General features: G+C 61.0%; 27 protein-coding genes. 11 read left to right on the top strand and 16 right to left on the bottom strand.

All coding sequences use genetic code 11. The annotated features are described in order from the left end of the window. Positions 1 to 115 precede the first annotated feature (115 nt). Positions 116 to 721 carry a malonic semialdehyde reductase gene (locus AC1DD7_RS06385; RefSeq protein ID WP_477514274.1) on the bottom strand — a complete coding sequence of 202 codons (606 nt, stop codon included), beginning with the start codon at positions 719 to 721 and terminating at the stop codon, positions 116 to 118. 245 nt (positions 722 to 966) lie between these two features. Here AC1DD7_RS06385 and AC1DD7_RS06380 point away from each other — a divergent pair, with 245 nt between their 5' ends. After that, entirely contained in the window at positions 967 to 2,322 is a 1,356-nt protein-coding gene (locus tag AC1DD7_RS06380; RefSeq protein WP_477514273.1) for a uracil-xanthine permease family protein, read from the top strand. An 81-nt stretch (positions 2,323 to 2,403) separates the two neighbouring features. Here the strand turns inward: AC1DD7_RS06380 and AC1DD7_RS06375 are convergent, their stop codons facing one another. The 3 genes from AC1DD7_RS06375 to AC1DD7_RS06365 all read right to left on the bottom strand — a co-directional run bounded on the left by AC1DD7_RS06375 (position 2,404) and on the right by AC1DD7_RS06365 (position 6,130). After that, positions 2,404 to 3,702, bottom strand: coding sequence for an MFS transporter (locus AC1DD7_RS06375; RefSeq protein WP_477514272.1), 1,299 nt, complete (start codon positions 3,700 to 3,702; stop codon positions 2,404 to 2,406). A gap of 118 nt (positions 3,703 to 3,820) precedes the next feature. Beyond that, on the bottom strand, positions 3,821 to 4,915 hold the full coding sequence (locus AC1DD7_RS06370; protein ID WP_477514271.1) for an MBL fold metallo-hydrolase: 1,095 nt from the start codon (positions 4,913 to 4,915) through the stop codon (positions 3,821 to 3,823). Positions 4,916 to 5,224: 309 nt separating this feature from the next. Beyond that, positions 5,225 to 6,130 carry a LysR family transcriptional regulator gene (locus AC1DD7_RS06365; protein WP_477514270.1) on the bottom strand — a complete coding sequence of 302 codons (906 nt, stop codon included), beginning with the start codon at positions 6,128 to 6,130 and terminating at the stop codon, positions 5,225 to 5,227. A gap of 773 nt (positions 6,131 to 6,903) precedes the next feature. On the opposite strand from AC1DD7_RS06365, the gene AC1DD7_RS06360 reads away from it, so the two are divergent. Continuing rightward, a complete protein-coding gene (locus tag AC1DD7_RS06360) occupies positions 6,904 to 7,527 on the top strand; it encodes a hypothetical protein (protein WP_477514269.1) in 624 nt (207 codons plus the stop codon). Positions 7,528 to 7,591: 64 nt separating this feature from the next. On the opposite strand, the gene AC1DD7_RS06355 is transcribed toward AC1DD7_RS06360, so the two are convergent. Beyond that, a complete protein-coding gene (locus tag AC1DD7_RS06355) occupies positions 7,592 to 8,488 on the bottom strand; it encodes a LysR family transcriptional regulator (RefSeq protein WP_477514268.1) in 897 nt (298 codons plus the stop codon). Positions 8,489 to 8,603: 115 nt separating this feature from the next. Between AC1DD7_RS06355 and AC1DD7_RS06350 the strand changes: the two genes are divergently transcribed. From AC1DD7_RS06350 to AC1DD7_RS06330, 5 genes are all read left to right on the top strand, one after another. Further along, the gene (locus AC1DD7_RS06350; RefSeq protein WP_477514267.1) at positions 8,604 to 9,404 is read left to right on the top strand and encodes an alpha/beta fold hydrolase; all 801 of its coding nucleotides are present in this window, start codon (positions 8,604 to 8,606) and stop codon (positions 9,402 to 9,404) included. A 273-nt stretch (positions 9,405 to 9,677) separates the two neighbouring features. Then, complete coding sequence (locus AC1DD7_RS06345) at positions 9,678 to 10,244, top strand: type 1 glutamine amidotransferase domain-containing protein (RefSeq protein WP_477514266.1); 567 nt, start codon at positions 9,678 to 9,680, stop codon at positions 10,242 to 10,244. A 175-nt stretch (positions 10,245 to 10,419) separates the two neighbouring features. Beyond that, positions 10,420 to 11,151 (top strand): helix-turn-helix domain-containing protein, encoded by a 732-nt coding sequence (locus AC1DD7_RS06340; RefSeq protein ID WP_477514265.1) that lies wholly within the window; start codon positions 10,420 to 10,422, stop codon positions 11,149 to 11,151. After that, positions 11,144 to 11,989, top strand: coding sequence for a Fic family protein (locus AC1DD7_RS06335; protein ID WP_477514264.1), 846 nt, complete (start codon positions 11,144 to 11,146; stop codon positions 11,987 to 11,989). Before AC1DD7_RS06340 ends, AC1DD7_RS06335 begins: the two co-directional genes overlap by 8 nt. 67 nt (positions 11,990 to 12,056) lie before the next feature. Beyond that, positions 12,057 to 12,608, top strand: a complete 552-nt coding sequence (locus AC1DD7_RS06330; protein WP_442005201.1) for a dihydrofolate reductase family protein — start codon at positions 12,057 to 12,059, stop codon at positions 12,606 to 12,608. 36 nt (positions 12,609 to 12,644) lie between these two features. Here AC1DD7_RS06330 and AC1DD7_RS06325 read toward each other — a convergent pair whose 3' ends face one another. The 3 genes from AC1DD7_RS06325 to AC1DD7_RS06315 all read right to left on the bottom strand — a co-directional run bounded on the left by AC1DD7_RS06325 (position 12,645) and on the right by AC1DD7_RS06315 (position 14,258). Then, a complete protein-coding gene (locus AC1DD7_RS06325) occupies positions 12,645 to 13,235 on the bottom strand; it encodes a hypothetical protein (RefSeq protein WP_477514263.1) in 591 nt (196 codons plus the stop codon). Between the two features lie 44 nt (positions 13,236 to 13,279). Next, the gene (locus AC1DD7_RS06320) at positions 13,280 to 13,723 is read right to left on the bottom strand and encodes a hypothetical protein (RefSeq protein ID WP_477514262.1); all 444 of its coding nucleotides are present in this window, start codon (positions 13,721 to 13,723) and stop codon (positions 13,280 to 13,282) included. 91 nt (positions 13,724 to 13,814) lie between these two features. After that, positions 13,815 to 14,258: a YdeI/OmpD-associated family protein gene (locus tag AC1DD7_RS06315; RefSeq protein ID WP_477514261.1), complete on the bottom strand. Its 444-nt coding sequence runs from the start codon at positions 14,256 to 14,258 to the stop codon at positions 13,815 to 13,817. Positions 14,259 to 14,353: 95 nt separating this feature from the next. Between AC1DD7_RS06315 and AC1DD7_RS06310 the strand changes: the two genes are divergently transcribed. After that, the gene (locus tag AC1DD7_RS06310; protein ID WP_431117397.1) at positions 14,354 to 14,611 is read left to right on the top strand and encodes a DUF2630 family protein; all 258 of its coding nucleotides are present in this window, start codon (positions 14,354 to 14,356) and stop codon (positions 14,609 to 14,611) included. A gap of 33 nt (positions 14,612 to 14,644) precedes the next feature. Here AC1DD7_RS06310 and AC1DD7_RS06305 read toward each other — a convergent pair whose 3' ends face one another. Both AC1DD7_RS06305 and AC1DD7_RS06300 read right to left on the bottom strand, forming a co-directional pair. After that, positions 14,645 to 15,787 carry a glycerate kinase gene (locus AC1DD7_RS06305; protein WP_477514260.1) on the bottom strand — a complete coding sequence of 381 codons (1,143 nt, stop codon included), beginning with the start codon at positions 15,785 to 15,787 and terminating at the stop codon, positions 14,645 to 14,647. A 54-nt stretch (positions 15,788 to 15,841) separates the two neighbouring features. Then, positions 15,842 to 16,804, bottom strand: a complete 963-nt coding sequence (locus AC1DD7_RS06300) for a D-2-hydroxyacid dehydrogenase family protein (protein ID WP_477514259.1) — start codon at positions 16,802 to 16,804, stop codon at positions 15,842 to 15,844. A gap of 204 nt (positions 16,805 to 17,008) precedes the next feature. Between AC1DD7_RS06300 and AC1DD7_RS06295 the strand changes: the two genes are divergently transcribed. After that, positions 17,009 to 18,841 (top strand): glycoside hydrolase family 2 protein, encoded by a 1,833-nt coding sequence (locus AC1DD7_RS06295; protein WP_477514322.1) that lies wholly within the window; start codon positions 17,009 to 17,011, stop codon positions 18,839 to 18,841. Between the two features lie 37 nt (positions 18,842 to 18,878). Here AC1DD7_RS06295 and AC1DD7_RS06290 read toward each other — a convergent pair whose 3' ends face one another. Then, positions 18,879 to 19,676: a glycerophosphodiester phosphodiesterase family protein gene (locus AC1DD7_RS06290; protein WP_477514258.1), complete on the bottom strand. Its 798-nt coding sequence runs from the start codon at positions 19,674 to 19,676 to the stop codon at positions 18,879 to 18,881. Positions 19,677 to 19,689: 13 nt separating this feature from the next. Beyond that, entirely contained in the window at positions 19,690 to 19,959 is a 270-nt protein-coding gene (locus tag AC1DD7_RS06285) for a hypothetical protein (RefSeq protein WP_477514257.1), read from the bottom strand. 132 nt (positions 19,960 to 20,091) lie between these two features. On the opposite strand from AC1DD7_RS06285, the gene AC1DD7_RS06280 reads away from it, so the two are divergent. Both AC1DD7_RS06280 and AC1DD7_RS06275 read left to right on the top strand, forming a co-directional pair. After that, complete coding sequence (locus AC1DD7_RS06280; RefSeq protein ID WP_477514256.1) at positions 20,092 to 20,952, top strand: SDR family oxidoreductase; 861 nt, start codon at positions 20,092 to 20,094, stop codon at positions 20,950 to 20,952. Positions 20,953 to 21,005: 53 nt separating this feature from the next. Continuing rightward, positions 21,006 to 21,872 carry a methyltransferase family protein gene (locus tag AC1DD7_RS06275; RefSeq protein ID WP_477514255.1) on the top strand — a complete coding sequence of 289 codons (867 nt, stop codon included), beginning with the start codon at positions 21,006 to 21,008 and terminating at the stop codon, positions 21,870 to 21,872. Here AC1DD7_RS06275 and AC1DD7_RS06270 read toward each other — a convergent pair. Genes AC1DD7_RS06270 through AC1DD7_RS06255 form a run of 4 tightly spaced genes read right to left on the bottom strand, consistent with a single transcriptional unit; the run spans position 21,869 to position 25,091 of the window. After that, positions 21,869 to 22,678, bottom strand: coding sequence for an HAD family hydrolase (locus AC1DD7_RS06270; protein ID WP_431120083.1), 810 nt, complete (start codon positions 22,676 to 22,678; stop codon positions 21,869 to 21,871). The two genes, AC1DD7_RS06275 and AC1DD7_RS06270, sit on opposite strands and share 4 nt — an antisense overlap. A 41-nt stretch (positions 22,679 to 22,719) precedes the next feature. Continuing rightward, complete coding sequence (locus AC1DD7_RS06265; RefSeq protein WP_477514254.1) at positions 22,720 to 23,247, bottom strand: YbhB/YbcL family Raf kinase inhibitor-like protein; 528 nt, start codon at positions 23,245 to 23,247, stop codon at positions 22,720 to 22,722. Positions 23,248 to 23,286: 39 nt separating this feature from the next. Beyond that, on the bottom strand, positions 23,287 to 24,228 hold the full coding sequence (locus AC1DD7_RS06260; RefSeq protein WP_477514253.1) for a carbohydrate kinase family protein: 942 nt from the start codon (positions 24,226 to 24,228) through the stop codon (positions 23,287 to 23,289). A gap of 41 nt (positions 24,229 to 24,269) precedes the next feature. Then, positions 24,270 to 25,091 (bottom strand): alpha/beta hydrolase, encoded by an 822-nt coding sequence (locus AC1DD7_RS06255; RefSeq protein WP_477514252.1) that lies wholly within the window; start codon positions 25,089 to 25,091, stop codon positions 24,270 to 24,272. Between the last annotated feature and the right edge of the window lie 7 nt (positions 25,092 to 25,098).

Here is a 25,098-nt window from a genome sequence, read left to right as displayed (position 1 = left end):
GCCGCAGGATGTGATAGAACATCCAACCCCCCGGATCTTCTCTCACATCCTGCCCCTTAAACGCCGATGCTCTCGCACATCATGTACGAGAGCATCGGCGGAACAGCAGGAAAGACTAAACGGTGCGAACAACCTCTTCGTAAGCAAACTTCGGCTTGGCTTCGCCCCAGGCATCCGGACCGGGCTGGCCGATGTTGACCACGAGGAAGCTCTTCTGGTCGCCGGCCGGGAAGAACTCGGCGTCGATGGCAGCGAAATCAGCGCCGGTCATCGGGCCAGCCGCGAAACCGAGCGAGCGCACGGCGAGAATGAAGTAGCCGGCCTGCAGGTGGGCGTTGTTGTTGCCCGTAGCAGCGGCGAAAGCGGGATCGGCGTCGTACATGGCCTTGGGGGCGCCGTAGGCAGGGAGGAACTTGTCCCACTGACCCTGCCAGTCGGTGTCGTAGGACAGGATGGCGACCAGCGGAGCCGAGGCGGTCTTGGCCTGGTTGCCCTTGGAGAGCGCGTCAACCAGCTTGGCGCGGGCCTCGTCCGAGCGGACGTAGGTCACGCGGAGGGGCTGGGAGTTGAAGGCCGTTGGGCCGAACTTGGTGAGCTCGTAGATGGCGCGGGCTTGCTCGTCGGTGACCTCACCGGCAAAGCTGTTGGCGGTGCGGGCTTCGGCAAAAATGGCGTCGACTGCTGCGGCGTCAATGACTGCTTCTTCGTGGGCGATCGTCATTCGTAAACCTTTCGCTGGGCCCGGGCCTTCGGGATGGCCAGGCGCTTCTGCTTTCCATGGTTGCAACTTCAACTTCACATGTCCTCTTCCCGTGACGGCCCGTGACGTTGGGCACAGTCTTCCTGCAGGATCTGCGTTGCGAGGCCCGCTTTGCGTGCCAAACAGCGCGCGAGGCGCGTAGAGCGCGCCCCACAATGGCGGTAATGTTGCACCGAATCCCAACATTCTTCTGAGGAAGGCCCGCCATGAGCATGCTCGGCACCAAATGGAAGCTCCACGGCAACGGGAAGTCGGTCCGCCCCGGCCACGTGGTCTCACCCGACGAGCGGCTGGCTTGGCCCCTCACCATTGGCATCGGCATGCAGCACGTCGTCGCCATGTTCGGCGCGACCTTTCTGGTCCCCATCATCACCGGCATGCCGCCCGCCACCACCTTGCTCTTCTCGGGCATCGGCACCCTGCTCTTCCTCATCATCACCAAGGGCCGCGTGCCCAGCTACCTGGGTTCGAGCTTCGCGTTCATCGCCCCGATCATGGCGTCCCAGCAACAGTACGGCGTTAGTGGCGCTCTGGGCGGCGTGGTGCTTGCCGGCGTCGTGCTGGCCCTTATTGGTGCCGTGGTCCAGAAGTTCGGCGCCGAATGGATCAACCGGCTCATGCCGCCGATCGTCACCGGCGCGATCGTCGCACTGATCGGCCTTAACCTGGCGCCTGCCGCCAAGAATAACTTCGACCTCGCACCGGTCACCGCCCTGATCACGCTGGTCACGATCATCCTGGTCAGCGTGCTCTTCCGCGGAATCCTGGGTCGCCTGAGCATTCTCGTGGGCGTGGTGGTGGGCTATCTCGTGGCGATGATGCGCGGCGAGGTCAGCTACGGAAAGATGGACGCCGCCGCATGGGTGGGCTTGCCGCTGTTCCAGACGCCCGAGTTCCACATCGGCGTTGTGGGGCTGTTCGTGCCGGTGGTGTTGGTGCTGGTGGCTGAGAACGTGGGGCACGTAAAGTCGGTGGCCGCGATGACCGGTCAAAACCTCGACGGCGTCTCCGGACGCGCGCTGATGGCCGACGGCGCCGCGACCGTACTTGCCGGCCTGGGCGGCGGCTCCGGTACCACGACTTACGCGGAAAACATCGGCGTCATGGCCGCCACCAAGGTCTACTCGACGGCGGCCTACTGGGTGGCCGGTATCTTCGCCATCCTGCTGAGCTTCTCCCCTAAATTCGGCGAACTGATCGCAACCGTACCGCCCGGTGTCCTCGGCGGTGCGGCGACCATGCTGTACGGCATGATCGGTGTGCTCGGCGTGAAGATCTGGGTGCAGAACAAGGTCAACTTCTCCAACCCGATCAACCTGACCACGGCTGCTGTTGCCCTGATCATCGGGATTGCTGATTACACGTGGACCATTGGCGAGCTGAAGTTCACCGGGATTGCTTTGGGGTCTGCCGCCGCGCTGGTGATTTACCACGGCATGAGGGGGCTGGCTCGCTGGCGCGGGACCGTCGCTGAGCCGGAAACCGAGACGGCGGGTCTGCCGCCTGCGGTGAAGTCGGCGATGAACGCGGCGGCTAAGCGGGGCGGGAAGAAGGGGAAGTAGGGGTAGCAGAGCAACGAACGGCGAACCGGGCAGCTGAGGGGTGGTCTCCCGACCACCCCTCAGCGGTAATAAGTGGCGAGCCTACGACCCCGAGCGGTCGCGCACAACAGGCCCGCCGGCTTCGTTCATCAGTTCTGGTGCCGCGCCGCCACCTTTCCCGACCCGGTTGGAAAGCCTGGGCAGTATGAACCAGCAGACTGTAGTGATAGCGATGGGTGCAGCCAGAAGTAGGACGATATTCTGGGCTGGCCAGGCCAGTGCAAGCAGGATGCCACCCACGGTAGGACCCAGAATGGAACCGATTCGTCCACAGGCCGCAGACCACCCGACGCCTGTGGTTCGCACCGAAGCTTCATAAATGGACACGGCGATGGCTGTTTGACCAATTGAGCCCGCTGTAATTCCGGCTCCGGCCACAAGCGTTATGGCCATCAATGCCGGCGTCCCGACCGGTAACGTCGCCAGTGCCACGGTGGCGAGCGCGCCGATGGCCGACATGAGAACCAAGCCACGGGCCGTGCCGATCTTCGCGGACAACAGCATCACGACCAACCCGGCAACAACACCACCAAGGCTGTAATAGGCCAAACCCAATCCCGAGTCGAATTTGGAGAGCCCGTAGTCCCCGAAAAGAGTGGGCAACCACGATTTGAGGGTGTACGTAACAGTGAAAACGAGGAAGGTAGCAACCCAAAGCAGGAGGGTGGCCCGACGATGGTCGCCGGCGAAAATAGCCGCAATGCCTGTCCTCGGGGCGCCCGGCTTTGAGCTAACCAGCCTGTCGGAGGCCCAGGGGACGCATATCTGAAGGAGGACCGCCACCACGAGCGGCATGAGTCCCGAAACCCAGAGGACGCCACTATAGCCAAGGCCCTCGATCATGGGCCCACCCGTGAAACCAGCAACAGTGGCTCCGCTGATCAGTCCCATGGTGACCATAACCGCAAGAGGTTGACGCTTACCCTCCGGCCCGTTTTGTGTGCCAACGATGACTGCCATCGGGAGGACAACACCGAGGCCCAGGCCAGTGACGCCGCGCGTGATGCTCAGAATTGCCATTGACTCCAAGGGAAGGGTGACGGCACTGAGAATAGTGGCAAAGCCGAAGAGCGCTGTGCCTAACACCAGCAGTCGCTTTTGCCCCAGATGTTTCGAAAGGGCACCGCATGAGAGGTACCCAGCGACCACACCTACGTTGGTCAGCACGAGTGGATATGTGAAGGCCGCTGCCGTTGTGCCCCAGTCTTGAGCGAGGTGCGGCACAAGCATGGCGAGTATTGCTGTATCGAAGCCGTCCGTCAGCACTGCAAGGAAGGCTAGAGCTATGACGGCTTTGTTGACTCTGATCGTTGATGGACCGTCTGTGTGGATGGTTTTCATTTACTTCTCCTGAAGATAGGAGCCCCGTCGTCGTTGAAGGGGTGCTGATGCGCCGGGCTTTCGGACCCTGCGTCTTTTTTGTTGAAGTAGATCTGCATGCGGCGGGCATGCAAGCAGCTCAGCCTAGGGGCAGATCAGCTGGAAGACGCCACTCGATGGAATGCTCCGAGGCAATCTTCGATGCATCGATGGAAAGCAAATCCCTGCCAACGACAACAACGCCCTCGAATTCCGATGCGGCTCCGCGCAAGAATTCTTGGTCAGGAACGCTGCCGTCACCTGGATAAATATGGTTTAGGACCAAGGATTTCGCGTTGGCCATCCTCGCCACGGTGCCCACGCCAGGTATCTCCGGTAAGCCGTCTCCCGCTGCCCTGCCGACTAAGGGTGTATGCGCGCTCAGGAATTGGTGAGCCATGGTGGAGTAGATTGGTGTTCCCCTGAATCTCTCGATCGCGTGCTCGACAGCCATGACTTCGTTGACCAGCACATCTGCACCTTGGGCCAGCCCGACGAGGTTGGCACACGGGCTGGTGTCTCCGCTGAAGACGACAGACGCGTGTTGGGTATCGAAGCGGAAAGCAAATGCTGGAAACACCGGTGGGTGGTCAACCAGGGTGGCTGTTACCCGTACCTTGTCGTCCTCATAGATGAGGAACCCATCAATCTCCGGCGCCGGGTTGCTCACGCTTGCGTGGCCAGGAACGGGGATGTCATTTGCTGTGAACATCGGTGGTCCATACACGCCCGTGAAGTCCAGAGCCCGTCCGTTCCTCCTCCTCGTGGAAGGAAGACGCTCATTGATGTCGTAGGCATTTGCCCGGATCAGCAACTCCGTCATGTCACGCAAACCTGGCGTGGGCAACTCGGGAGTTACGACTGGGGTATTCGCAAAATCGGGGAGTCCCGGCACGTCTGAATTCTCGGGACCGTTGGCTGAAGCTCGGCCCGGTCCAAACAACTCGATGAGCTGCTCGTCCGAGTTCCAGTTGGTCCAGTTGAGCATCAAGAAATTGAAGTAGTCCGAATAGTGGTCCGAATGCAGGTGGGTGATGAACATTCCTTTTACCCGGTCGAACCGGAGGCCAGCTTCGGAGAATCGCACGGGCAGGCCGCTTCCGGCGTCGACGATGTAAATACTGCCGTCCACAACCAGGGCACTGGAAGTAGCCGCCCGTTCACCAGGTATGGGCCCGCCCTGCGTCCCCAACAAGACGATGTGGGTTCCTGTGGAAGGTACCCCATGCGGGCAGCTGGAGATCCGACGAAATTTCGGCGGTTCCCAGTTTGGTTGGTTTGCTTTCAATTGTCATGAATGCCCTCCTGAGGGAGACGGGTGAGGGACGCGCTGCTGGATTCCCGGCCGCGGTTCGGCCAGTGCGGATAGGCGTCTACGGTGACGTTTCCCGCCTTTGTCTCTCCAGTTTCTGTGACTCCAGTCACCCCTGTAAAACGGTTATAACTGGCCATAAATGTAAGCTCAGCTTGCAATAGAGCCAGGCTCGCGAGACTGGACCACAAATCAGCCAATCGAGGATCTGACCGCATCACCGTGGAGAATCTCCGCAAGTTTGTCCACCTTGCGGGAATGCCGTCCTCGCGGTGGGAGGGCCATGACAAGGGCATTTCCCGAAAGCTGATCACTGATGGGTACAGCAACGATGGCCGGATTGCCGGATTCGGACTCAGGCGGAAAAACATAGAGGAGGGAATAGCCAAAACCCCGGGCCACCATCGCCCGGATCGTCTCCGGGCTCGAAAGTGTCCAGCGGATGTTTGGCTCTACGCCCGCCTCGTGCATCACGGCCAGCATGGCTTGGAGGGCTGGCCCGTCTGGCGTGATCACCGGTTCATCAGCCAGTTCGCCAAGCGAGATGCTCGCCCGTGTTGCCAGCGGATGGTTGGCAGCCAGAGCTGCCTTTACGCGAATAGGGCAGATGCTGATGTACTCCAAGTCATCGGGCATTTGACGTTGGAAGACAAGGCCAGCGTCCACCTGGCCTTCCCTGACCGCTTGCAGCACTGTTGCCCCCGTCGCTTCCCGAAAGACCAGGTCAACGCGGGGATGCCGTTCAGCAAAGACGGATGCTATGAGCGGGATGAGCATGGGAGACAAAGCCAGCGTGCAAGCAACCACCAGTTCCCCCGTGAGCTCTTGCTGCCCGGATTGCCCCAGGAGGTCAATGCCCGCAGCGTCCCTGAGAATGTTCTGCGCCAAGGGCAGCATCGCCCGGCCTGCGGATGTGGGGACGACGCCCTTCGCCTTCCGCCGAACAAGCAGCTGGGCTCCCACAGTGCGCTCCAATTCGTTGAGCCCATTGGAAATGCCCGCGTGGGAAACGTGGCACAGTTTGGCGGCACCGCTGAGACTCCCCGTCTGCACCGATGCCACGAAATACTCCAGCTGTTTCAATGTGAAACCACCCACAGCGCCAGCTTACATATCCAGCGCAGCTCCGGGAGTCGAGGCCGCAGGCACCGGGACCAACCACCACGACGGCGGCCCTCACCTAAGTCGGGCAGCGCCTAGCGTCGGACCTACGAGGCGGCTGGTGAACTTAGGGATTGGACTTCCATTGACCGACCGAAAGCCGGATGGAAGGGAACTAACTGGCAATGATAAACATCTTCAGCACCCAAAACGTGATGAAAATCACTTTTTGATTAAACGAGCTGCTAATTCCGCTGAAATCAGGTCCTTAATTGTCCCGATAGGACGCCCTTGAAAGCTAATGGGCTCCGCTTGAAGGATGATGTCACCTGAAAACCGTGATTTTCAGTTGTGTTATCGAATCTGCCTTGGTAGACACTTCCTATCCGGGGCGCAAGGCTCTGGCCGAATATTGGGGAATTTTTGAGTTCTCATCTCATTAAAAATATTGTTTCTGATGCCGCCGCTGCTGCCGCTGCCGGAGGAATTGCTCTTTCCGATGCAGGATCATCACCGGCAGCAGTTAGTGGCATTACCAACAATTGGTCAGATTGGGGGAATGCACACGCAGAGGCAGAAATCTTCAACAATAGCCAGCGACTTCAGTCGGTGGCTCATCTTGGCAATACCCGGCACTACGGCGAGCCCTGGTGGTCGTACTCTGTTGGTCACGTCAACGGCTATAGCTGGACGCACAAGGCCTACCGATTCGCATCGCCTAACAGGGCCTCAAATTGATAAAGCCGACGAATACCAGATCATTCGCATCTGTGCTCGTCGTCGCTGGCGTGCTCTCCTTGGTTGTCGCCTGCTCAGGCGGCGACCAAGGAAGTTCCGAGCGTCGACACATTGCGGACAACTTCACTGAATTGGTCGTCACGGCACTCGACGATCCCAGCCTCCAAGAGTTCGACAGGGAAGTCCTCGAGAGAGCCAAAGTTTCAGGACGAATCGAGCAAGCGGACTATGACCAGGCGTACAGCCGCTTCGCACAGTGCATGGCGACTTCCGGCAAGCCAGTCACGTTGACTCGACTTAGCAACGGTCTTTACCGGACTGAGAACACGCCCCTGTCAGATGGGGAATCCGTGGAATCTGCCATGTCGATCGTGATCAAGTGCGAGCAGGGTACAACCAACGAGATCGGTGAGCTCTTCGGCATTCAACAAGGAAACCCCGAACTGTTGGGGAACCCATATGAAATCGCGCACAAGTGCCTTGAAACCAAGGGCCTGATCGGTTCGGATTTCTCACTCAAGGATCTTAGGGAGGCTATCGGCTCGGAAGGAAGCGGAGGAAGCACCTTAAAGGATCATCTTCCTTTTGACCCTTACAGTGATGAAGCCCAGGCCTGTTTCATAGGGGCCAACATGACCATCGCCAAAGCGTCCTAGGTGAAATCAACATCATGATTGTCCTGGTCGTCGGTTCGTTGCCAACCACACGATCCCGCGCGCCTTATGTTTTCGCCACGACGTAGTGCCGAGCATGATCGACGAGCTCTGCGGTCAGCGGCGAGGCGCCGTTCCGGAGCCAGACCAGAACAGTCGGCATGGGGAGGGATACCCCGACGAACGGGCGCCACACGACGCCGGGCGGATCACCTGGCACCACCTGGTGCGGCGTTTTGAAGGACACGCCAAGGCCGGCAGCCACCAGGCTCATAGTGGTAGCGATACTCGGTGACCAGCGGTGCGGACCCGGAATCATTCCCCCATCCACCAGCAAATTCAGTACCCGCTCGCGGACGTCAGGATCGCCGTCGCGTTGCAACCAGATCAACGCCTGGCCACTCAGATCCGTGGGGCTGATCGCCGCTAGCTTGGCGAGGCTGCTGCCCGCCGGAAGCGCGACCCCCATTGGCTCAGTTTCCAGGGTCAGGACACCGAGCCGTTCGTCGTGAGGCGGCACAGCGTGAATGAAGACAGCGTCGAACTCGCCTTCAAGAAGTTTCTGCACCCCTTCCCTTGCTGCCGCAGGATGAACGTTTATCTCCGGAGCTGGCCCTCCGGAACCAAGGCCGCTCAGCAACTCCGCCAGCAGCGAGTAGGCCACGCCCACAGCGACGCCCAGATTCAGCATGGCAGGCGGGGGGCTGCGAAGTTCTTCCATGGCTGCTGCTGCCGCATCATGAGCCTGGATGATTTGTAACGCTTCTTCTTGAAGACGCCGCCCTGCCTCTGTGAGGGCAACGTGATTGTGTGTCCGGTCCAGAAGACGAAGCCCCAGGCCTCTTTCCAATGCTTTGAGCTCTTGGCTCAGTGCCGGCTGGGCTATGTGGAGCCGGGCCGCGGCTTTGCCAAAGTGCAGTTCCTCTGCGAGCACAAGGAATCTCCGGAGCTGGCGGATCTCCATGAGCCATCATAAGAATTTGTGATCGTCCGAGTCCATAGCGGTCTTGGACGTCAGGTCCCACTCGGGCGTCCAATGAAGGGGAAGGGTAATCCACCCTCGAGGAAAGGTGAAGGCAATGAGAATCACTGATGAGACCGCTCTGGTAGAGGCCAACGGCGCCACGTTTCACGTTGAAGTCACTGGTCATGGGACGCCCGTGCTTCTGGTCCCCGGCGCTGGAGGCGATGCCAGGCAATACGCTGAACTTGCCCAGTTGTTGGCCCAAAACCATGCGGTAATCGCCTATGACCGCAGGAATAACGGACGCAGCCCGCAGCGCCGGGATTGGGCGGAAACGTCAGTGCCCTCGCAGGCCGGCGACGCTGTTGCCCTGTTGGAATCACTGGGAACCGAGCCGTGCGTTGTTTTTGGCAACAGCACGGGGGCATTGATTGCACTGGCCGCCGCTCTGAAGTCTCCGGAGCGCTTTACGGGCGCCGTACTGCATGAGCCGGCTCTGCTGTCCGTTCTGACCAATCCCGACGAGGCAATGGCCACCGTGCAGCCGGTGATCGCAGCGGGTGTAGATGCCGATGGACTCGCTGGCGGCGCCGAGGCATTCGTCCGCTTCGCTGCAGGCGATGCCGCAGCCCGGTTGACCCCGGAGTTGATCGACGGACTCCGGACCAACGCCAAGGTCCTGCTGGAAGCGGAGTTCGGAGCCTTTGCGTCTTGGCGACCGGAGCCTGATGCCTTGTCAGAACTGAGTGTGCCCTTGGCCGTACTCAGCGCCGAACAGACTGCGCCTTTCTTCGTCGAAGCCGCTGAGTGGATAGCTTCCCATGCCGGAGTCAGCCGCAGGACCATACCCGGCGGGCACATGGGTTTCCTGGATCATCCAAAGGAACTAGCAAAGGAAATCGACGCTATGTTCTAGGCCCGTTCCGCGGCGCACTATCGTGAGCAGACGCCACCCGCAGACGGCAACAACCTGAACACAGAGAATCCCCAGGGCCACGATCACCAGCAGCGCGATACGTGGGCCGTCGGGGACGCCAGCCTCAACAAGGTCGAACCGAAATTGAATACTCAGCTTGCTTACTAAAATGACCTTCCCTAGGCTTGAACAGGTCAGACAAACAACTCTCACAGCGGCGGCTTACGCCCTCAGGCAAGGCAGATGAACCCGCCGCGCAATGGAGGAGGAACAATGTCAGAACACACCATCGCCGGCAAGAAGGTCGCCTTTCTGTTGACGGACGGCGTGGAGCAGGTCGAACTCACCAGCCCATGGCAAGCCGTGAAGGATGCTGGCGGCCAGCCAACGCTCGTGGCACTTTCAAAGGGAAAGCTGCAGGGATTCAACGGCGTGGAGAAGGGTGAGACCTTCGACGTCGATCTCGCAGTCGCCGATGCCAATGCATCGGACTTTGACGCCCTGGTACTCCCCGGCGGCGTGATAAACGCCGATCACCTCCGCGTGGACAAGGATGCGCAGAACTTTACGCGCGCCTTCTTCGAGCAGCACAAGCCGGTGGCGTCGATCTGCCACGGACCGTGGATCCTGATCGACGCGGGCGTGGTCAAGGGCCGCAACGTCACCTCGTATCACACGCTCCAAACCGACCTGAAGAACGCAGGCGCCAACTGGACCGATGAAGAAGTCGTCGTGGACCAAGGCCTTGTCACCAGCCGGAATCCGGACGACCTCCCGGCGTTCAACAGCAAGGTAGTAGAGGAAATCTCCGAGGGCCAGCACGCCGACCAGACCGCTTAGCGGGTCGGCGGACAGACGCACAAAAGGCGAGTGCCGCCGTCGTACTTCACGAAAGTACGACGGCGGCACTTGCGTTGGGCGGGAACGATCGTTCGCTGGCCTCCACGACCTTGCATATATGCAGGATCTGCAGAATTCATTGCATTTATGCAAGACGAAGGTCATAATTCCATATATGCAACACCTTGTCAGGGAGGCCATCCGCGATTCGTCACTCACCCGCACCGAATTAGCGCGGAGAGCTGGAGTTTCCGCCTCCACCATCACCCGGATCGAGAAGGGCGACGTCGATCCGACCATCGGAATGGCGACAAGGATACTGGCCGCCGTGGGCCTTCAGTTCATTCCCCGCCTGGAACCACTTTGCGTGCCTCACGCACTGAAATCCGCCAGGGCAATTCTTGATGACGCATTTGCCCCTCCCGCCGATGCCGAAACAAGCTCCACCTTGAAACGCTGGGCGAGCCGGGACGGATCAGCGCGGCCCCGGTCGCTTGCGAGGGAGGCTGGCATCGCCGCACCACCACGGTGCCGGCCAGGAGTCGTGACAGCAAGTTCCGACTGGGGCCTCCTGCGAATCTGCTCTGCGGCAGCCGCCACCCGAAAAGGCTGGGCGGTCAGCGGCGCGCCAGCAGCTGCCCGTATCGGAGCGCACCAAACGCACGGGCCAACCATTCTCTATGTCGAGGAACCCAGACGGATCGGAAACGTCATCAGCCAGCCCGGAGCTACTGCACAAGATGTGATTCTCTTGCCTTTGGATGAAAACAGCCAAGCTGGCGCCTGGAACGATGAAGGCATTGTTTGGGTGGACCCTATCCAAGTCATTTTGGACTGCTACGGCATGCCCGAGACACGGGAGCAGGCCGAGGAACTGACACAGGACTGGGAGGAAGCAAATGACTGAGGGCAGTTGGGGAATCGGATCAAACCGGTACAAGAAGCGCCCATCGCAGAGGCTTGCCGAGCCGCCCCCAAGCCCGCCGAATGCGACATCCGCTGACCGACTCGCGGACCTTGGATTCACATGGGATTCCAGCGCGGTGCCTTGGCGATCGATGCCCACCATGGAAGTGCCGAGAGCCCTAGGGCGTTTCCAGAATCAGCTGGCCGGACACGTCTGGGACGCAGCGGCTTTGGAAGGAAATCCATATACGCTTCCCGAAGTTCAGACGCTGCTCGAAGGGGTCACAGTGGGCGGACACAGATTGGACGACGAGAAGCAGGTGCTCGCCCTGGCTGATTCAACCAGAATGCTCCATGACCTGGTGCAGGATGGAACGTTCAAGCCCCACAAGAGTGTGTCCGACCGAATCCACGGTCTGGTGGCTCCGCACGAAGCCATCGAGGCAGGGCATTTCCGAGGCGAAGGATCAGTCCGCGGTGGCGGCACAGTCAACCTGGGCGAATACGGCACGTTCAAGTCGACTGGCTGTGAGGACAGCGGGGAAGCGCTCCGTATCGAGTACGAATTGGGCCTTGCTCACCTTGAAACCATCGAGGACGCTGCTGAACGAGCCGTTGCGTACTTCTGCTTCGGCACCCGCCACCAGTTTTACTTCGACGGGAACAAACGAACGTCCCGGCTCATGATGAATGGGATTTTGTTGAGTTCAGGCCACGACGCAATCTCGATTCCCTACAGTCGTCGGCTCGAGTTTAACCAGCACCTGATCACTCTCTTCCTGGACGCCAACGCGACCTCGCTGATGGAGTTCATCATCGATTGCCGACCTGAGGACTAAGGTCTTAGTAAAGCCGACATGTGGCTTCGATGTAGCAACTTGGGCCTGAGAACCTATGGAGGCACGTATGCGCAAAGTTACCGCCGGCCTGTTCCACTCTGTGGATGGCGTTGTTCAGGACCCGTTCAAGTTCCAGTTCGACAGCTTCGACGACGAGCTGGGCAAGGGACTGACAAAGATGATCAACACTGTGGACACGGTGGTTCTAGGCCGAATCAGCTACCAGGAGTGGGCCGGATATTGGCCGAACGCTTCGCAAGACGAAGATTTTGCCGCGTTCATCAACCCCGTGGAGAAGTTCGTCGCATCCCGCACCCTGTCCGAGCCCCTCGAATGGGAAAACTCGCACCTCATCGATGGCCCGCTGGAGCAGTTCGTCACCGACCTGAAGGGGCGTGACGGTGGAGAGATCGCAGTCTGCGGCAGTATCTCCGTGGTACGCCAACTGCTGTTCGCGGGCGTCCTTGATGAGTTGACCCTCATGACCCACCCCGTCGTGGCCGGTAGTGGACGGCGACTCTTCGAGGACGGCGACCCACTGAGCCGGCTCGTTCTGGAGGATCAGTACGCCACGAGCAAGGGCAACGTCGTGAGCACCTACAGCCGACGCCAAGACTGATACGCCCGACGGCGCGGCAAAGTCCTGGCGCGGCAACTAGTCCTTCAGATCCTGGACAGGATTCACATGGACGATGATGACCCGCTGGCCTTTGGGTCCGTCGTAGCGAAGGTCGTAGGTAACTGCCAAACCTGTTGATGTACCCGGGCCAAGGGCATAGTTACTGGTTTCCGCCTCCTTGCCGCCGATGCTTTCAATCCATCGCCCGGCCGCGTCTGCATCGATACCGTAGCGCGCGACGCCGTCGTGAATGAACTTTACGAGCTCGTCCCAGCTGCCAGCCCTCAGGAAGTAGGTGGCCTCACTGAAGTCCGGGCGGGTAGAGACAGTGTTGAATCGCAAGGTGTCCGAGCTCGCAGAGACGTCCCCATCAGGTCCCGCGATGCTGATTTCGATCATGCGTCCATCCTTGGCGAGGATTGTGGGACCGTACGCGGTATCAGCGGGAAGGCCGACGACCTCCTTTTCGAGCCGTCCGGAAATCATGTCCAACCTCGCGGATCCCCGCGACTTGATTCGCTCCACCCCGCTTTCGGTGAGGTGATCGAACTCGCCAGCCACGGGCACGGAAGACCGGTCCTCGGGGGCAAAGTAGTCCCCCAAGCAGCCCGTCAGGACCAAGGACATGGCAACGATACTGAGGGCCCCGAGCAAGCGCTTCCGGAACATGATCACTTTTGGCTACCCAGTTCCAGCAGATCCACATCCACGCTCCCTGTACCTGGCTTGGGTGAGCCCCGCTCCTTGCGACGCCGGGTTGCCCGGTACTCATCCCTGCTTAGGCTGAACCCGTACCAAGCGATAAATGCCGCAAAGGCCATAAGCCATAGCGCACCCCATCCAGGCCCTTCTCCATGCCACACGGGGTCCAGGAACATCACAAACGCACCAAGAAATCCCGCGAACCCAAATGCGGCCAGAATCGCCATTCCCCACCAGGTGCTGACCTGCGCCTGCCCCCGCCCGGGCGTAAACCCGATCTCGTCCGAAGGGTAGCTGTGAAGCTCACCCGTGCTGGTCCTGCGCAGTACGCGTTTCTCGCCGTGCGCTACAGCATCCTTATGCTCGGCGTACACGGCGTCATCACGTAGGTCACGCTCTCGGTCATAAACCACTCTGCTGTCCCCCAACGATCCAAAAAGTCCAGCCTATCGCCCGAACGGACGACGGCGGCAAGCACCTCGCGCGGGACCGGCAGCCAGGATGCTACTTCTTCCCCGCCTTCAAATCCGAAACAACCTTCGCAATCCGCCGAGCCCGCGTTTCCTCGGTCTTGGCGTCCCCGATCGGCTCCACGTATCGGCGTTGGGCACTGTAGTTCAACGTTCCGTAGAAGGCCTTGGCCTCGGGCTCAGCCTCAAGTGCCTCAGCAAGATCGTCCGGAACCTCGATCACACGCGGCTGGGTGTCCACTTCCAGATCCACGTCCACGGTGTCGCCCGCGGACGCGCCGGTCAGGTCCCTGTTCGCGGAGCTGACACCCACCATGTATTTCCCACCCATCACCGCAATGCTGCTGCGATAGCTCTGGCCGTTGATGGTTACAACTACCGGGGGCCGTTTGCCGGCATCGAGCGCACTAACAATATCCTCAGGAACTTCAATGCCAGCCTTGTTGCCATCGCCGACGATGGTCGTGGTGAATTTCATGTCCCAAGTATGCCGTCGGCCACCCGTAGACGCACCCCGCCAGCCGGACTACGTTCTGTATAAGCAACTACCAAGTGAACCAAGGAGAGTGAACCATGGACGAGCAGGATCTTCTGGAACGGATTCAGTCACTCGTGGAAGAGGAACACCGGCTGCGTGATGCAGCGGTGGGCGGCGGAATTGAGGACGATGTGGACGGCGACAGCAGCCGCGCCCGCTTGGCCCAGCTGGAGGCTCAACTCGACCAGTGCTGGGACTTGCTCCGCCAAAGGCGGGCCAAGAAGAAGGCTGGTGAGAATCCCGACGATGCCGAACCCCGCCCGATCAGCGAAGTCGAAGGCTACAGGCAGTAGTCCGGCCCAGGGACGAACCCAGCGACGAAGAAGCTACGCCCCCTCAAGCACCTGGCTGGTAGCCCACGCAACGTACTTGGCCGCGTTGGCAACGGCGTCGGCGACGTCCGGAACACCGTCCTTGCGCTGAGCGACGTCCAACAACTGGGCCGCTGCCACGATCCCGTGTTTGGCGAGATCCTCGGGTGTGACCGTGATTCGGCCTGCAACAGCGACCACGGGAATGCCGTGCACGCTTGCGGCGTCGGCCAAGGCGATGGGCGCCTTACCGGTGAGTGACTGCTCATCCATGGAACCCTCGCCCGTAATCACGAGGTCCGCCTCGCTGAGGTGCGAAGCCAAGCCGGTCAGCCCGGCGACCAGCGCGAAGCCGCCTTCGAGCGCGGAGTCGGTAAAGGCAAGGAACGACGCCGGGAACCCGCCTGCCGCTCCGGCTCCCGGAACGTTGACGTCCCTGCCCGTGGCTTCCCGAAGGAGCGACGCCCAGTTACGAAGACCGGCGTCGAGCCTTTCAACAGCATCTTCGTCGGCTCCCTTCTGGGGGCCGAAAACATGAGCGGCACCGTCCGCGCCGAACAGCGGGTTTTGGACGTCGACGGCGATCCGGAACTTGGCTTGCGAAAGCCGCGGATCCAGCCCGGAAACATCCAAGGCAACGACGTCCGCAAGGAAACCTCCGCCGAGGGGCACCACATTTCCGGCAGCGTCCACGGGCTTGAGTCCCAGCGCACGCAAGGCGCCACTACCGGCGTCGGACATTGCGGAACCGCCAAGCCCCAACACAATCTCGGTGGCCCCGGCGTCGAGCGCCGCAGCGATGAGCTGTCCGCAGCCGTAGCTGTGGGCGCGCAACGAATTCTCGGGCGTGGGCTCCATGAAGGCCAAACCGGAAGCCTGGGCGGTTTCGATGACGGCCGTGGCTCCGCCAAAGGAATCTTTGCGGATGGCCCAGGAAGCTCCCACCGGCTTGAGAATTGGACCCACAACGGCGTGGTTCCGCTCTTCGTAGCCAGCGGCGATGGCGGCGTCGAGTGTGCCTTCGCCGCCGTCAGCTACGGGAAATTGGGTGGTTACAGCGTCCGGATAGACGCGCAGTGCGCCCTCGGCCATGGCTGATGCGGCTTCCGCGGCGGTCAGGGATCCCTTGAATTTGTCCGGGGCGATGAGGATACGCATGGGTCCATCTTGCCAGCTTTGCCCGGAAAGCGATTGCCGATTACGAAGATTGCGTCACTCGTTCAGCCGACGAATGGGGGCACCATCGAGCCACCCCTTGACGTCCTCGAATGCACCGCCGTAAAACTGCCGGTAGCTCTCGTGCGTTACGTAACCGATGTGCGGCGATAGCACGGTCCGTGAGGAATGAAGCAATGCATGTCCGGCGGGCAGGGGCTCCTCGTCAAAGACGTCCATGGCAGCGCCACGAATCCAGCCTTCCTCCAGTGCCCGAATCAGCGCTGCCTCGTCTACCAGTGGCCCCCGTGCGGTGTTGACGAGCACGCCCCCGGGACCCAGGAGCCTCAATTCTTCGGCTCCTACGATGCCCTCGGTCCGCTCTGAAAGCCGCAGGTGCAACGTCACCACATCGGACTCACGGAACAGCTCCTCTTTGCTCACCTGTCGTACGCCCACCGCCTCGGCCGCCTCCGCCGTGAGATTCTGGCTCCACGCCAAAACGTCCATGCCAAAGGCTTTCGCGTAGCCCGCAATGCGCTTCCCAATCTTGCCGAGGCCGACGATTCCCAGCGTCTTGCCTTCGAGTTCAAACCCGACGGCGGTCTGCCAGTCGCCTGCCCGCAGCGAGTTTTCCTCCACAACCAGGTTGCGGGCAAAGGCGAGCAGCAACGCCCAGGTCATCTCCGGTGCCGCCGCCGGCGAACCGCCCGTTCCGCACACCAGGATGCCACGCTCCGACGCTGCCTCAAGGTCGATCGCAGCATTGGCCATGCCCGTGGTCACGAGCAGTTTCAGGTTAGTCAATGACTCAAGCACGTGACGAGGGAAGCGCGTCCGTTCGCGCATCGCCACAATGATGTCGAACGGCGCCAAAGCTGCCACGGCCTGCTCTTCGGAAACAAAAGGTGCGCTGAAAACGCTGACCTTCACACCGTCGTCGAGCAGTGAATCCCAAGGGGCGTAGTCACTGGCGACCTGCTGATAGTCATCAATGATGGCCAAGCGGAAACTCGTCACGTCATTCTCCTCGCGCGGCGGCTAGTGGTAGGAACACCATCTCACGTCACGTTTCCTATTTGGCGGCCACAGACAATGCGACGAGCGACAAGTTGGCGCCGTACAGCGAGTACGCCAGCTGGTGGGTGCACATTTTCCGGTGATGCGCTTGACTGGAAATTGAACCCTTCCCCTTCCGAAGGAGATGCGTTGACAGAGCCCAACATGATGCCGGCACTTCCCAAGCCCGAGCATCCCCGTCCCCAACTTGTCCGCGACAACTGGATGAACCTCAACGGAACCTGGGGTTTTGAGATCGACGCCGGCGATTCAGGTTTGGAGCGCGGACTCGCCAGACGCGAGCTCACCAGCGAGATTCTGGTGCCGTTTGCCCCGGAGTCCGCCCTTTCCGGAATTGAGCACGTGGATTTCATGGAAGCTGTTTGGTACCGACGGACGGTGACCATCCCCCAGGAGTGGGCCGGCCAGAACGTCCTCCTGCACTTCGGCGCCGTGGATCACGACGCGACTGTCTGGGTCAACGGCATTGAAGTGGCCCGCCACAGGGGTGGTTTCTCCCCCTTCACCGCCGATCTTGGTGGAGTGGCCGAGCCCGGAACGGAAGCGGTCATCGTTGTCCGGGTCCGCGATTCGAGGCACGAAATGCAGGCACGGGGCAAGCAGGCAACCTGGTACAACAACACACATTGCCAGTACACCCGCACCACTGGAATCTGGCAGACGGTCTGGATGGAGGCTGTCCCCGAGGTCCACATCAAACGCCTCCGAATGACTCCCAACCTGGCCGACTCAAGCATCACGATTGAGGTTCCGATCAGCCAGAACCGCACGGGGCACACGGTGACCGCTGTCCTCAGCGATAAGGGCGATCTAACCGTGGAAGCCGCGGCGAAGGCTGACTTGGATCTCACGCCAACATTGCGGCTGAGCATTCCCGCCGAATCCCTGCGCCCTTGGTGCATTGAGGATCCCTTCCTTTATGACCTCGAGGTGACGGTGCGGGACGGTGCAGGGACTGTGGTTGACCGCGTCAGCAGCTACGCAGCCGTTCGTTCAGTTGCCCTTGACGGCAAAGTGGTTCGTCTCAACGGCAAAGCAGTGTTCCAGCGACTCGTTCTCGATCAGGGCTATTGGCCGGAGTCGCTGATGACCTCGCCGGACGACGCTGCGCTGGTCAAGGACATCGAGTTGTCCATGGCGGCAGGATTCAACGGTGCACGACTCCACCAAAAGGTGTTCGAAGAGCGTTTTCTCTACCACGCAGACCATCTCGGCTACTTGGTCTGGGGCGAGTTCGGCGACTGGGGCGTCTCCGGAGGAGGAACCATTGGGCACAACCAGAAGCCGACAGCGAGCTTCGTAGCCCAATGGCTCGAGGTCCTGCAACGTGACTTCAACCACCCCTCGATCGTCGGTTGGTGCCCGCTCAACGAAACGCACCAGGTCCTGCACGATCGACTCACGGTACTTGATGACGTCACGCAGGCCATGTTCCTTGCCACGAAATTGGCCGACCCCACGCGGCCGGTCATCGACGCATCCGGATACTCCCACCGCATCCGCGAAACCGACATTTACGATTCCCATTCCTACGAGCAGAATCCGGAGAAGTTCCGGATCGAGCAGCAGGGCCTTTCGGACGGGAAGCCGTTTGTAAACAGGAATCCACAGGGTGAGGAATACTCTGTGCCTTACGCTGGCCAGCCATATTTCGTGTCTGAATTCGGCGGCATTTGGTGGAACGAAACGGAGGCGCGCCAAGCAGCGGCAGAAGAGGGCCTCGGAACTGATGTATCGACGTCGTGGGGTTACGGCCAGCGTGTCAGCAGCGAGGAGGAGTTCTACGCCCGTTTCGACGGACTATGTGGCGTACTCCTGGATAACCCGGACATGTTCGGTTACTGCTATACGCAGCTGACGGACGTCTTTCAGGAAAAGAATGGCATCTTCACTTTCGATCGCAGAGGCAAGTTCGATCTCGGGCGGATCCGCGCCAGCCAGGTCCGTAAGGCAGCCATCGAAGCCCAGGACGACTAACAATGTCGGCCCATAAGAAGGGTGCTGAGTTTGCGACTTAGACCCACTGCCCCCGGCGCACCAGAACGTCCTTTAGCAGGTCCAGCCGGTCGGACACGATACCGTCCACACCCAGATCCAATAGACGCCCCATTTCAGCGGGCTCGTTGACGGTCCAGACGTGAACCTGGATGCCCAAGCGGTGGGCGCGACGAACAAAACCGGGAGTCACCACGGGGAATCGCCCATAGCGGACCGGCACTTGGAAAGCATCGACGCCGGTGAGCACCTTGCGGGCCAAACCCGCCGGCAGCAAGGGCCCAAGGAGTACGAAAAGCGCGGTCAGGGTGCTGCCAGCCGAAGAAGCCGTCCGCTGGCTGAGGAGTTTCAAGACTGCACGACGACGCCGGTCGGAGAAACTCGTAACCAACACCCGGCCATGGATGCCGTGCTTCTCGATAGCCTCGGCCATCGGTTTAACGGAATTCCAGTCCTTTACGTCCAGGTTCAGGCGGGCATCGGGGAAGACTGCCACCAGCTCGTCAAAAGTCGGCACGGGTTCCACTCCTCCAATGCGGGCCCGCGCCACCTCGGCTGCCGTGAGCTCGGCGATCCGGCCAGACGAATCTGTGACCCGGTCCAAGAAAGAATCATGGAAAACGAGGAGGACTCCATCTGAAGTGGTGTGCACGTCAGTTTCAAGGTGCAGGGTGCCCAGCTCAACGGCGGCACGAAAAGCAGCCATGGAGTTCTCCAACCCATTCATGGAGAATCCGCGGTGAGCGAAGGCCAGTGGGCCCACAGTGCCGTCCTTGCGGAGGAAATATGGCAGTGTCACATGCGAAGCGTAGCCCATTGCGCATAGGCGACTACGACTCCTCGGTGACCGTCACCTTCTCCAAGGGGACCACCGCCACGCCATCGCTGATGTGCACCAGCGTGCGGCCCCGACCGCCGTCGAGCTCCACCCAAACTGCCGTTGCGTCACCGGTAACGGCGTCCACTATCCCAGCCGATTCGTACCCCGGCGTCAGGGTCACGCTCACGCGGTCGCCCTGGCGAAGCGACCTCCAGTGGTGATCCGGTTCGATCCGCCGCAACGGAGCGGTGTTGAAGTCGTTGATCCTACGCTTGGCCATGATTCCCCTACATCCAACAAGCTAAACGGGTCTGTGGCTGAAAGCCTACGGACGCAAGTTGAACGCGGGTTGTATGGAGACTGGGAAGTTGGTGACAGCTTGGCGGAGCATCAGGGCTGCCAAACTAGTGGCATGACTGTATTGATTGCCGGGTGTGGCGACCTTGGAACCGAAGCCGGACTGCGTTTCGCAGAGTTGGGCCATGACGTGATCGGGCTTCGCCGTTCTCCGGAAAAACTCCCCGAGGGGATCCGGGGCATGCGCGCGGACCTCTCACGTGAAGTCCCGGCCATCCCAGCAGATGTGAAGATCGTTGTGGTCGCAGTCGCCGCCGATTCTTCCACCGAGGAGGCATACCGGGCAGCGTACATAGACGGCCTCCGAAATACTCTGGACGCCTTGGATCGCGATTCTATTGAACCGGAACGCATATTGTTCGTCTCCTCCACAGCCGTATATAAGGACTCCGACGGAGCGGTGGTGGACGAAACCACACCCACCGAGCCCACGCGCTTCAGTGGCAAAGTGCTGGTGGAGGCTGAAAATATGCTGCTTGCCCGCACCCGGGGAACGGGAACCCAACCCATCATCCTTCGGCTCGGCGGCATTTACGGTCCGGGGCGAACGCGACTGATCGACCAAGTGCAGTCAGGGCAAGCCGTGATTCCAGCACGACCCCGGCACACCAACCGTGTTCACAGGGACGATGCCGCGGCCATGATCGTCCACCTCACCACCATGGATCAGGACCCGGATCCGGTCTACGTAGGCGTAGACGACCATGCTGCCGAGATGGGTGACGTCATGCGGTTTCTTGCTTTGGAAATGGGAAACCCTGAACCCCCGACGGCGTTGGAAGACGCCCACGCCTGCCCTGGAGACAAACGCTGCTCCAATCAGAAGCTGCGCGGGACTGGCTTCGAGTTCGCCTTCCCCACATACATGGAGGGCTACCGCGCAGTGCTCGCAGGTCGCGGCGTCCGTCATCCGTGAAACCTCAAGGTACAAGATCGGGCTTGCAGCTGCTGTGCCGAGCCTATTTTGCCGTGCAGGCAGCCGCCGGTCTTTCGTGGTGGATCGCCGTCTTCCTGTCACCCGTGGTGCGTGAAGCCACCCTCGGTAGCCTCGATCCCGTCACCGTTGCGGCCTTCGACATTCCCCTTTTCGTCATCGCCTCCGCCCTTGCGGCAATCGGCGTGAGGACTGCCGTCTTTGTGGCCACTGCTTGGACAGGAGTCGTCGCCGTTGCCCTTGGGGTCTACGCCACGATGACAACTGAAGCAGGGTTGGGCGTTTTGATGATGATTGCCGCTGCCAGTTGTTCCCTGGTAGCCCTCAGCATCGTCATCCTGGGCGGGATTCCCACGGCGTGGATCATCCAGGGGCCCTTCGCCTTCCGTTCAGCCGCTGGCCGTCGCACGGCAACAAACGTGGGAGCAACGATCGGCCAAATGATCCTTTTCTGGGGATTCTTCCTGGTTGTGATCCCCTTGGCCCTGACGTTCCTCGAACAGCGATGGGAGGTTTCCATGCAATTTCTGCCAATGGCCGCCCCTGCCGGAGCGCTGCTTCTGACGCTCGCAAGTGCGCTGGGCGTCGCCTCCGCCGTGACCATGTCTTGGCTCGGAGCTGGCACCCCGTTGCCCTCATCCATGCCCAACCGCTTGGTCATCGCCGGACCGTATCGCTGGCTTCGTAATCCCATGGCTGTTGCGGGCATTACCCAAGGTGCCGCGGTCGGCCTCATTCTCGGGTCCTGGCTGGTAGTCGCCTACGCGGTTCTCGGCTCACTGCTGTGGAACTATGCCGTCCGGCCGCTTGAGGAAGCCGATCTCGAAGAGCGGTTTGGTGCAGAATTCATCAGATACCGTGCGTCGGTGCGGTGCTGGATCCCTCGTGTCGGACGTGGTTAGACCGTTTGCTCCGTCAGTTTCGCCTCGAGGATCTGGGCCACGCCGTCGTCGTCGAAGTGTGGCGCCTGTTGCCCCGCAGCGAGGATCGCTTCCGGGTGGCCGCTGGCCATCGCGTAGCCGTGACCGGCCCAGCGGAGCATCTCGATGTCGTTGGGCATATCCCCGAAGGCCACCACGTCCGCGGCCTCGATTCCCAACGACTCCGCATACTTCGCGAGGGTGACGGCCTTGTTGATGCCGGGCACGGACATCTCAAGCATTGCGGTGCGCGGTGCCGAGTGCGTGGTGCTGACCAGATGGGCGACGGCCGGCTGGACTTCGGCAAGGAATTCGTCCGGGGTGCCTTTACGGGTTATCGCCAGGAACTTCACGACGGCGTCATCCGCCGTTAGCGTCTGGTCCAGCGGTGCGGGGGTGAACTCCGCGAGCAGCTCGCTGGTTTCATTCTCGAGGAAGCCTGGCTCCAGTTGGAAACCAGTCAGCGTTTCCACGGCGAACAAAGCATCCGGCCGCAGGGACTTGATGATGCGTCGCGCTTCAAAAATGGATGTGATATCCAATGTGCAAGAAGAAATGGGCTTCTCAGTTTCGAGATCCCACACCACCGCGCCGTTGGAGCAAATCACGATACCGCTGTGTCCGAGTTGTTCCTGCAGCGGATACAACCACCGCGGCGGCCGGCCCGTGACGAACACAAGCTCCACCCCAGCGTCCCGGCATGCTTTGAATGCCTTGACGGTCCGATCACTGATCTTGCCGTCATGACCGAGGATGGTGCCGTCAATATCACTTGCTACGAGGCGCATCATGTCAGTCTACGTGGCTGTTGAGAACCCAAATGCCGCAGCTAACGCTCGAACATACCCGTGATGGTTCCGCGCGCCAACGTATGCGCAGGAAGGGCTGAAGCAAGTATGCGTGCCTCGGAATCCTTTTCGATGCCCAGGTCCTCCACGTCCAGCGCATGTACGGCCACTATGTACCGATGCGGTCCGTGCCCTCTGGGAGGTGCCGCCCCAACATAGCCGCTGCGGCCGCCGTCGTTCATTAACTGGAACGCGCCAGCGGGCAACGCGTGGCCGTCCTGGCCGCCGGCACCGGCGGGAAGGCTTGATACCTCAGGAGGAATATTAAGTACCGCCCAATGCCAGTAGCCCCCACGGCCGGGAGCATCGGGATCCCACATAGTGACCGCGAAACTCCTGGTTCCGTCCGGAGCTCCACTCCAGCTCAGCTGGGGAGAAATGTCTTGGCCGCCCGCACCCAGAATCCCGCTCCGCTGATCGGGGCCGAGAGTATCGCCGTCGGTGAATGACTCGCTCGCAACCTGTAACTCCGGCGCGGGCGTCGCGGCGTACGGATCGTGGTCTTTCATGGTGCACCTCCTCTTGTCCGGACTTCGCCGGCAACAGTTTTAGCTTGCAACAGCCCTGTGGTTGAGCTCAGACCGAGTGGGCGGATTGGCCCCTGCCCGCGACACTGTGACAGCGGCAGCACGGGTCGCGTGGTCCATGATGGCGGCAAGGGTCTCGGCCGGCATGGCTCTGAGTGCCCCGCGGTTTTGCGCACCGTCCAACCCGCGGTCCACTATCGCTGACAGCAGCCCCGCCATGAACGAATCGCCGGCACCAACGGTATCCACCACCGTTACGGAAGGCGCCGGGACCTGGGTCTCGCCGATGGCCGTGATTCCCCACGGACCACGCGCGCCCCGCGTCACCACCACCAGCGCGGGTCCTTCCGTACCTCCCAGCGACAACCAGTGGCGTGCTGACTCCAGCGGATCAACGCCCGGATACAGCCATTCGAGATCTTCGTCAGAAGCCTTCACGACGTCGGAGAGCACTACGAAGCGTTCGGCCTGCCTCCGTGCGTAATCGCGATCGGTAATGATGCTGGGGCGGCAGTTGGGGTCGAAGCTGATAGTGCTGCCCGGATGGGCATGCTCGACGGCGGCAAGCACGTCCGCGGCACCTGGCTCCAAGGCGGTCGCTATCGAACCCGTATGCAGCAAAGTGGCCCCCTGCAGCATGAGCGGCAACCGCTCTCCGAGGCCCGGCAAATCCCAGGTGAGATCGAAGGTGTAGGTGGCGGCGCCGTCGTCGTCGATCACAGCCGTGGCTACGCTGGTGGGTTTGCCGTCGGGCGGAAGGGGGACCATCACGGAACTGGACCGGAGGTGCGCCGCCACGGAATCGCCGTATGCGTCCTGGCCAAACCGCCCGATGAACTGCACGGGGTGGTCCAAACGCGCCAAACCAACGGCGACGTTGAGCGGGCTGCCCCCTACGTGCGCCTCGATTCCGCTGGGGCGCTGCACAACGTCAACCAAGGCCTCGCCAATCACAGTCAGCATGGGACCACTCTGCCAGAGGAAGGGCAGGCGCTACCAGTGATTCAGGAGAGCAGGCGTTGTACCAGTTCGCGGCATTTCTTGTAGGCCACAGCTTTGGGATCTATGAGATCGAAGTGATCCCCAGGGACACGCAGCAATTGCGCTGCGCTGCCGGCCGCCGTTGCCGCCGCGACGTAGGCCTCGGACTGACTGACGGGAACGTCTTCGTCGTCGGTGGCATGGACGGCGAAAACTGGAACATCGATGGGCAGTGAACTCATGGGGTCTGCGTATTTATGCCTTTTGGGGTATCTGGCAGAATCGCCGCCCATGAGGTTGCAGACGGCACCGTTACTGAGATTCAGTTTTTCCGCGGCAGCAAGGTTCAGGAGGCCGGACTGGCTGACGACGCCCGTCAGGTGGACAGCGTTGTCCTCCGGTCCACGCACGAGTTGGCGGTCGGCGTCGGGCGTTCCGATGGCCGAGAGGCGCTGCCGTCCGGCGGCCCACACAGCCAGGTGACCGCCAGCCGAGTGGCCCAAAGCCACCACCTTGCCGAGGTGGAGTTCGTGCTTATCGGCGATTTCAGCGAGATGGTCAATGCCGGCCAGGATGTCTTCGAACGTATGCGGCCAACCACCGCCGTTGCCTGCCCGCCGGTATTCGAGGTTCCAGGCGGTAATTCCATGCGCCGCGAGGTCACGGGCCAGGGGCTCACCGAGCTCGGCGCCGTACTGTGAGCGCCAGTAGCCGCCGTGGATCACAACCGCGACACCACCCGCGACGGCTGACGCGCCGCGATGGTTTCCGTTGTTCGGTTCAGGTATGAAGAGTTCGCCCCATTGACTGGGGTGTTCGCCGTAGCTGTACTTGTGCCGCAACATTGCGCCC

Source organism: Paenarthrobacter sp. 10L412 (assembly GCF_056395565.1).
This window is presented reverse-complemented; position numbering and strand designations above follow the sequence as displayed.

What these genes read in the sequence shown, in the direction of transcription:
- AC1DD7_RS06385 (WP_477514274.1), bottom strand. Translation starts at nt 721, where the DNA reads ATGACGATCGCCCACGAAGAAGCAGTCATTGACGCCGCAGCAGTCGAC.
- AC1DD7_RS06380 (WP_477514273.1), top strand. Translation starts at nt 967, where the DNA reads ATGAGCATGCTCGGCACCAAATGGAAGCTCCACGGCAACGGGAAGTCG.
- AC1DD7_RS06375 (WP_477514272.1), bottom strand. Translation starts at nt 3,702, where the DNA reads ATGAAAACCATCCACACAGACGGTCCATCAACGATCAGAGTCAACAAA.
- AC1DD7_RS06355 (WP_477514268.1), bottom strand. Translation starts at nt 8,488, where the DNA reads ATGGAGATCCGCCAGCTCCGGAGATTCCTTGTGCTCGCAGAGGAACTG.
- AC1DD7_RS06350 (WP_477514267.1), top strand. Translation starts at nt 8,604, where the DNA reads ATGAGAATCACTGATGAGACCGCTCTGGTAGAGGCCAACGGCGCCACG.
- AC1DD7_RS06345 (WP_477514266.1), top strand. Translation starts at nt 9,678, where the DNA reads ATGTCAGAACACACCATCGCCGGCAAGAAGGTCGCCTTTCTGTTGACG.
- AC1DD7_RS06340 (WP_477514265.1), top strand. Translation starts at nt 10,420, where the DNA reads ATGCAACACCTTGTCAGGGAGGCCATCCGCGATTCGTCACTCACCCGC.
- AC1DD7_RS06335 (WP_477514264.1), top strand. Translation starts at nt 11,144, where the DNA reads ATGACTGAGGGCAGTTGGGGAATCGGATCAAACCGGTACAAGAAGCGC.
- AC1DD7_RS06330 (WP_442005201.1), top strand. Translation starts at nt 12,057, where the DNA reads ATGCGCAAAGTTACCGCCGGCCTGTTCCACTCTGTGGATGGCGTTGTT.
- AC1DD7_RS06325 (WP_477514263.1), bottom strand. Translation starts at nt 13,235, where the DNA reads ATGTCCTTGGTCCTGACGGGCTGCTTGGGGGACTACTTTGCCCCCGAG.
- AC1DD7_RS06315 (WP_477514261.1), bottom strand. Translation starts at nt 14,258, where the DNA reads ATGAAATTCACCACGACCATCGTCGGCGATGGCAACAAGGCTGGCATT.
- AC1DD7_RS06310 (WP_431117397.1), top strand. Translation starts at nt 14,354, where the DNA reads ATGGACGAGCAGGATCTTCTGGAACGGATTCAGTCACTCGTGGAAGAG.
- AC1DD7_RS06305 (WP_477514260.1), bottom strand. Translation starts at nt 15,787, where the DNA reads ATGCGTATCCTCATCGCCCCGGACAAATTCAAGGGATCCCTGACCGCC.
- AC1DD7_RS06295 (WP_477514322.1), top strand. Translation starts at nt 17,009, where the DNA reads ATGATGCCGGCACTTCCCAAGCCCGAGCATCCCCGTCCCCAACTTGTC.
- AC1DD7_RS06290 (WP_477514258.1), bottom strand. Translation starts at nt 19,676, where the DNA reads ATGGGCTACGCTTCGCATGTGACACTGCCATATTTCCTCCGCAAGGAC.
- AC1DD7_RS06285 (WP_477514257.1), bottom strand. Translation starts at nt 19,959, where the DNA reads ATGGCCAAGCGTAGGATCAACGACTTCAACACCGCTCCGTTGCGGCGG.
- AC1DD7_RS06280 (WP_477514256.1), top strand. Translation starts at nt 20,092, where the DNA reads ATGACTGTATTGATTGCCGGGTGTGGCGACCTTGGAACCGAAGCCGGA.
- AC1DD7_RS06270 (WP_431120083.1), bottom strand. Translation starts at nt 22,678, where the DNA reads ATGCGCCTCGTAGCAAGTGATATTGACGGCACCATCCTCGGTCATGAC.
- AC1DD7_RS06265 (WP_477514254.1), bottom strand. Translation starts at nt 23,247, where the DNA reads ATGAAAGACCACGATCCGTACGCCGCGACGCCCGCGCCGGAGTTACAG.
- AC1DD7_RS06260 (WP_477514253.1), bottom strand. Translation starts at nt 24,228, where the DNA reads ATGCTGACTGTGATTGGCGAGGCCTTGGTTGACGTTGTGCAGCGCCCC.
- AC1DD7_RS06255 (WP_477514252.1), bottom strand. Translation starts at nt 25,091, where the DNA reads ATGTTGCGGCACAAGTACAGCTACGGCGAACACCCCAGTCAATGGGGC.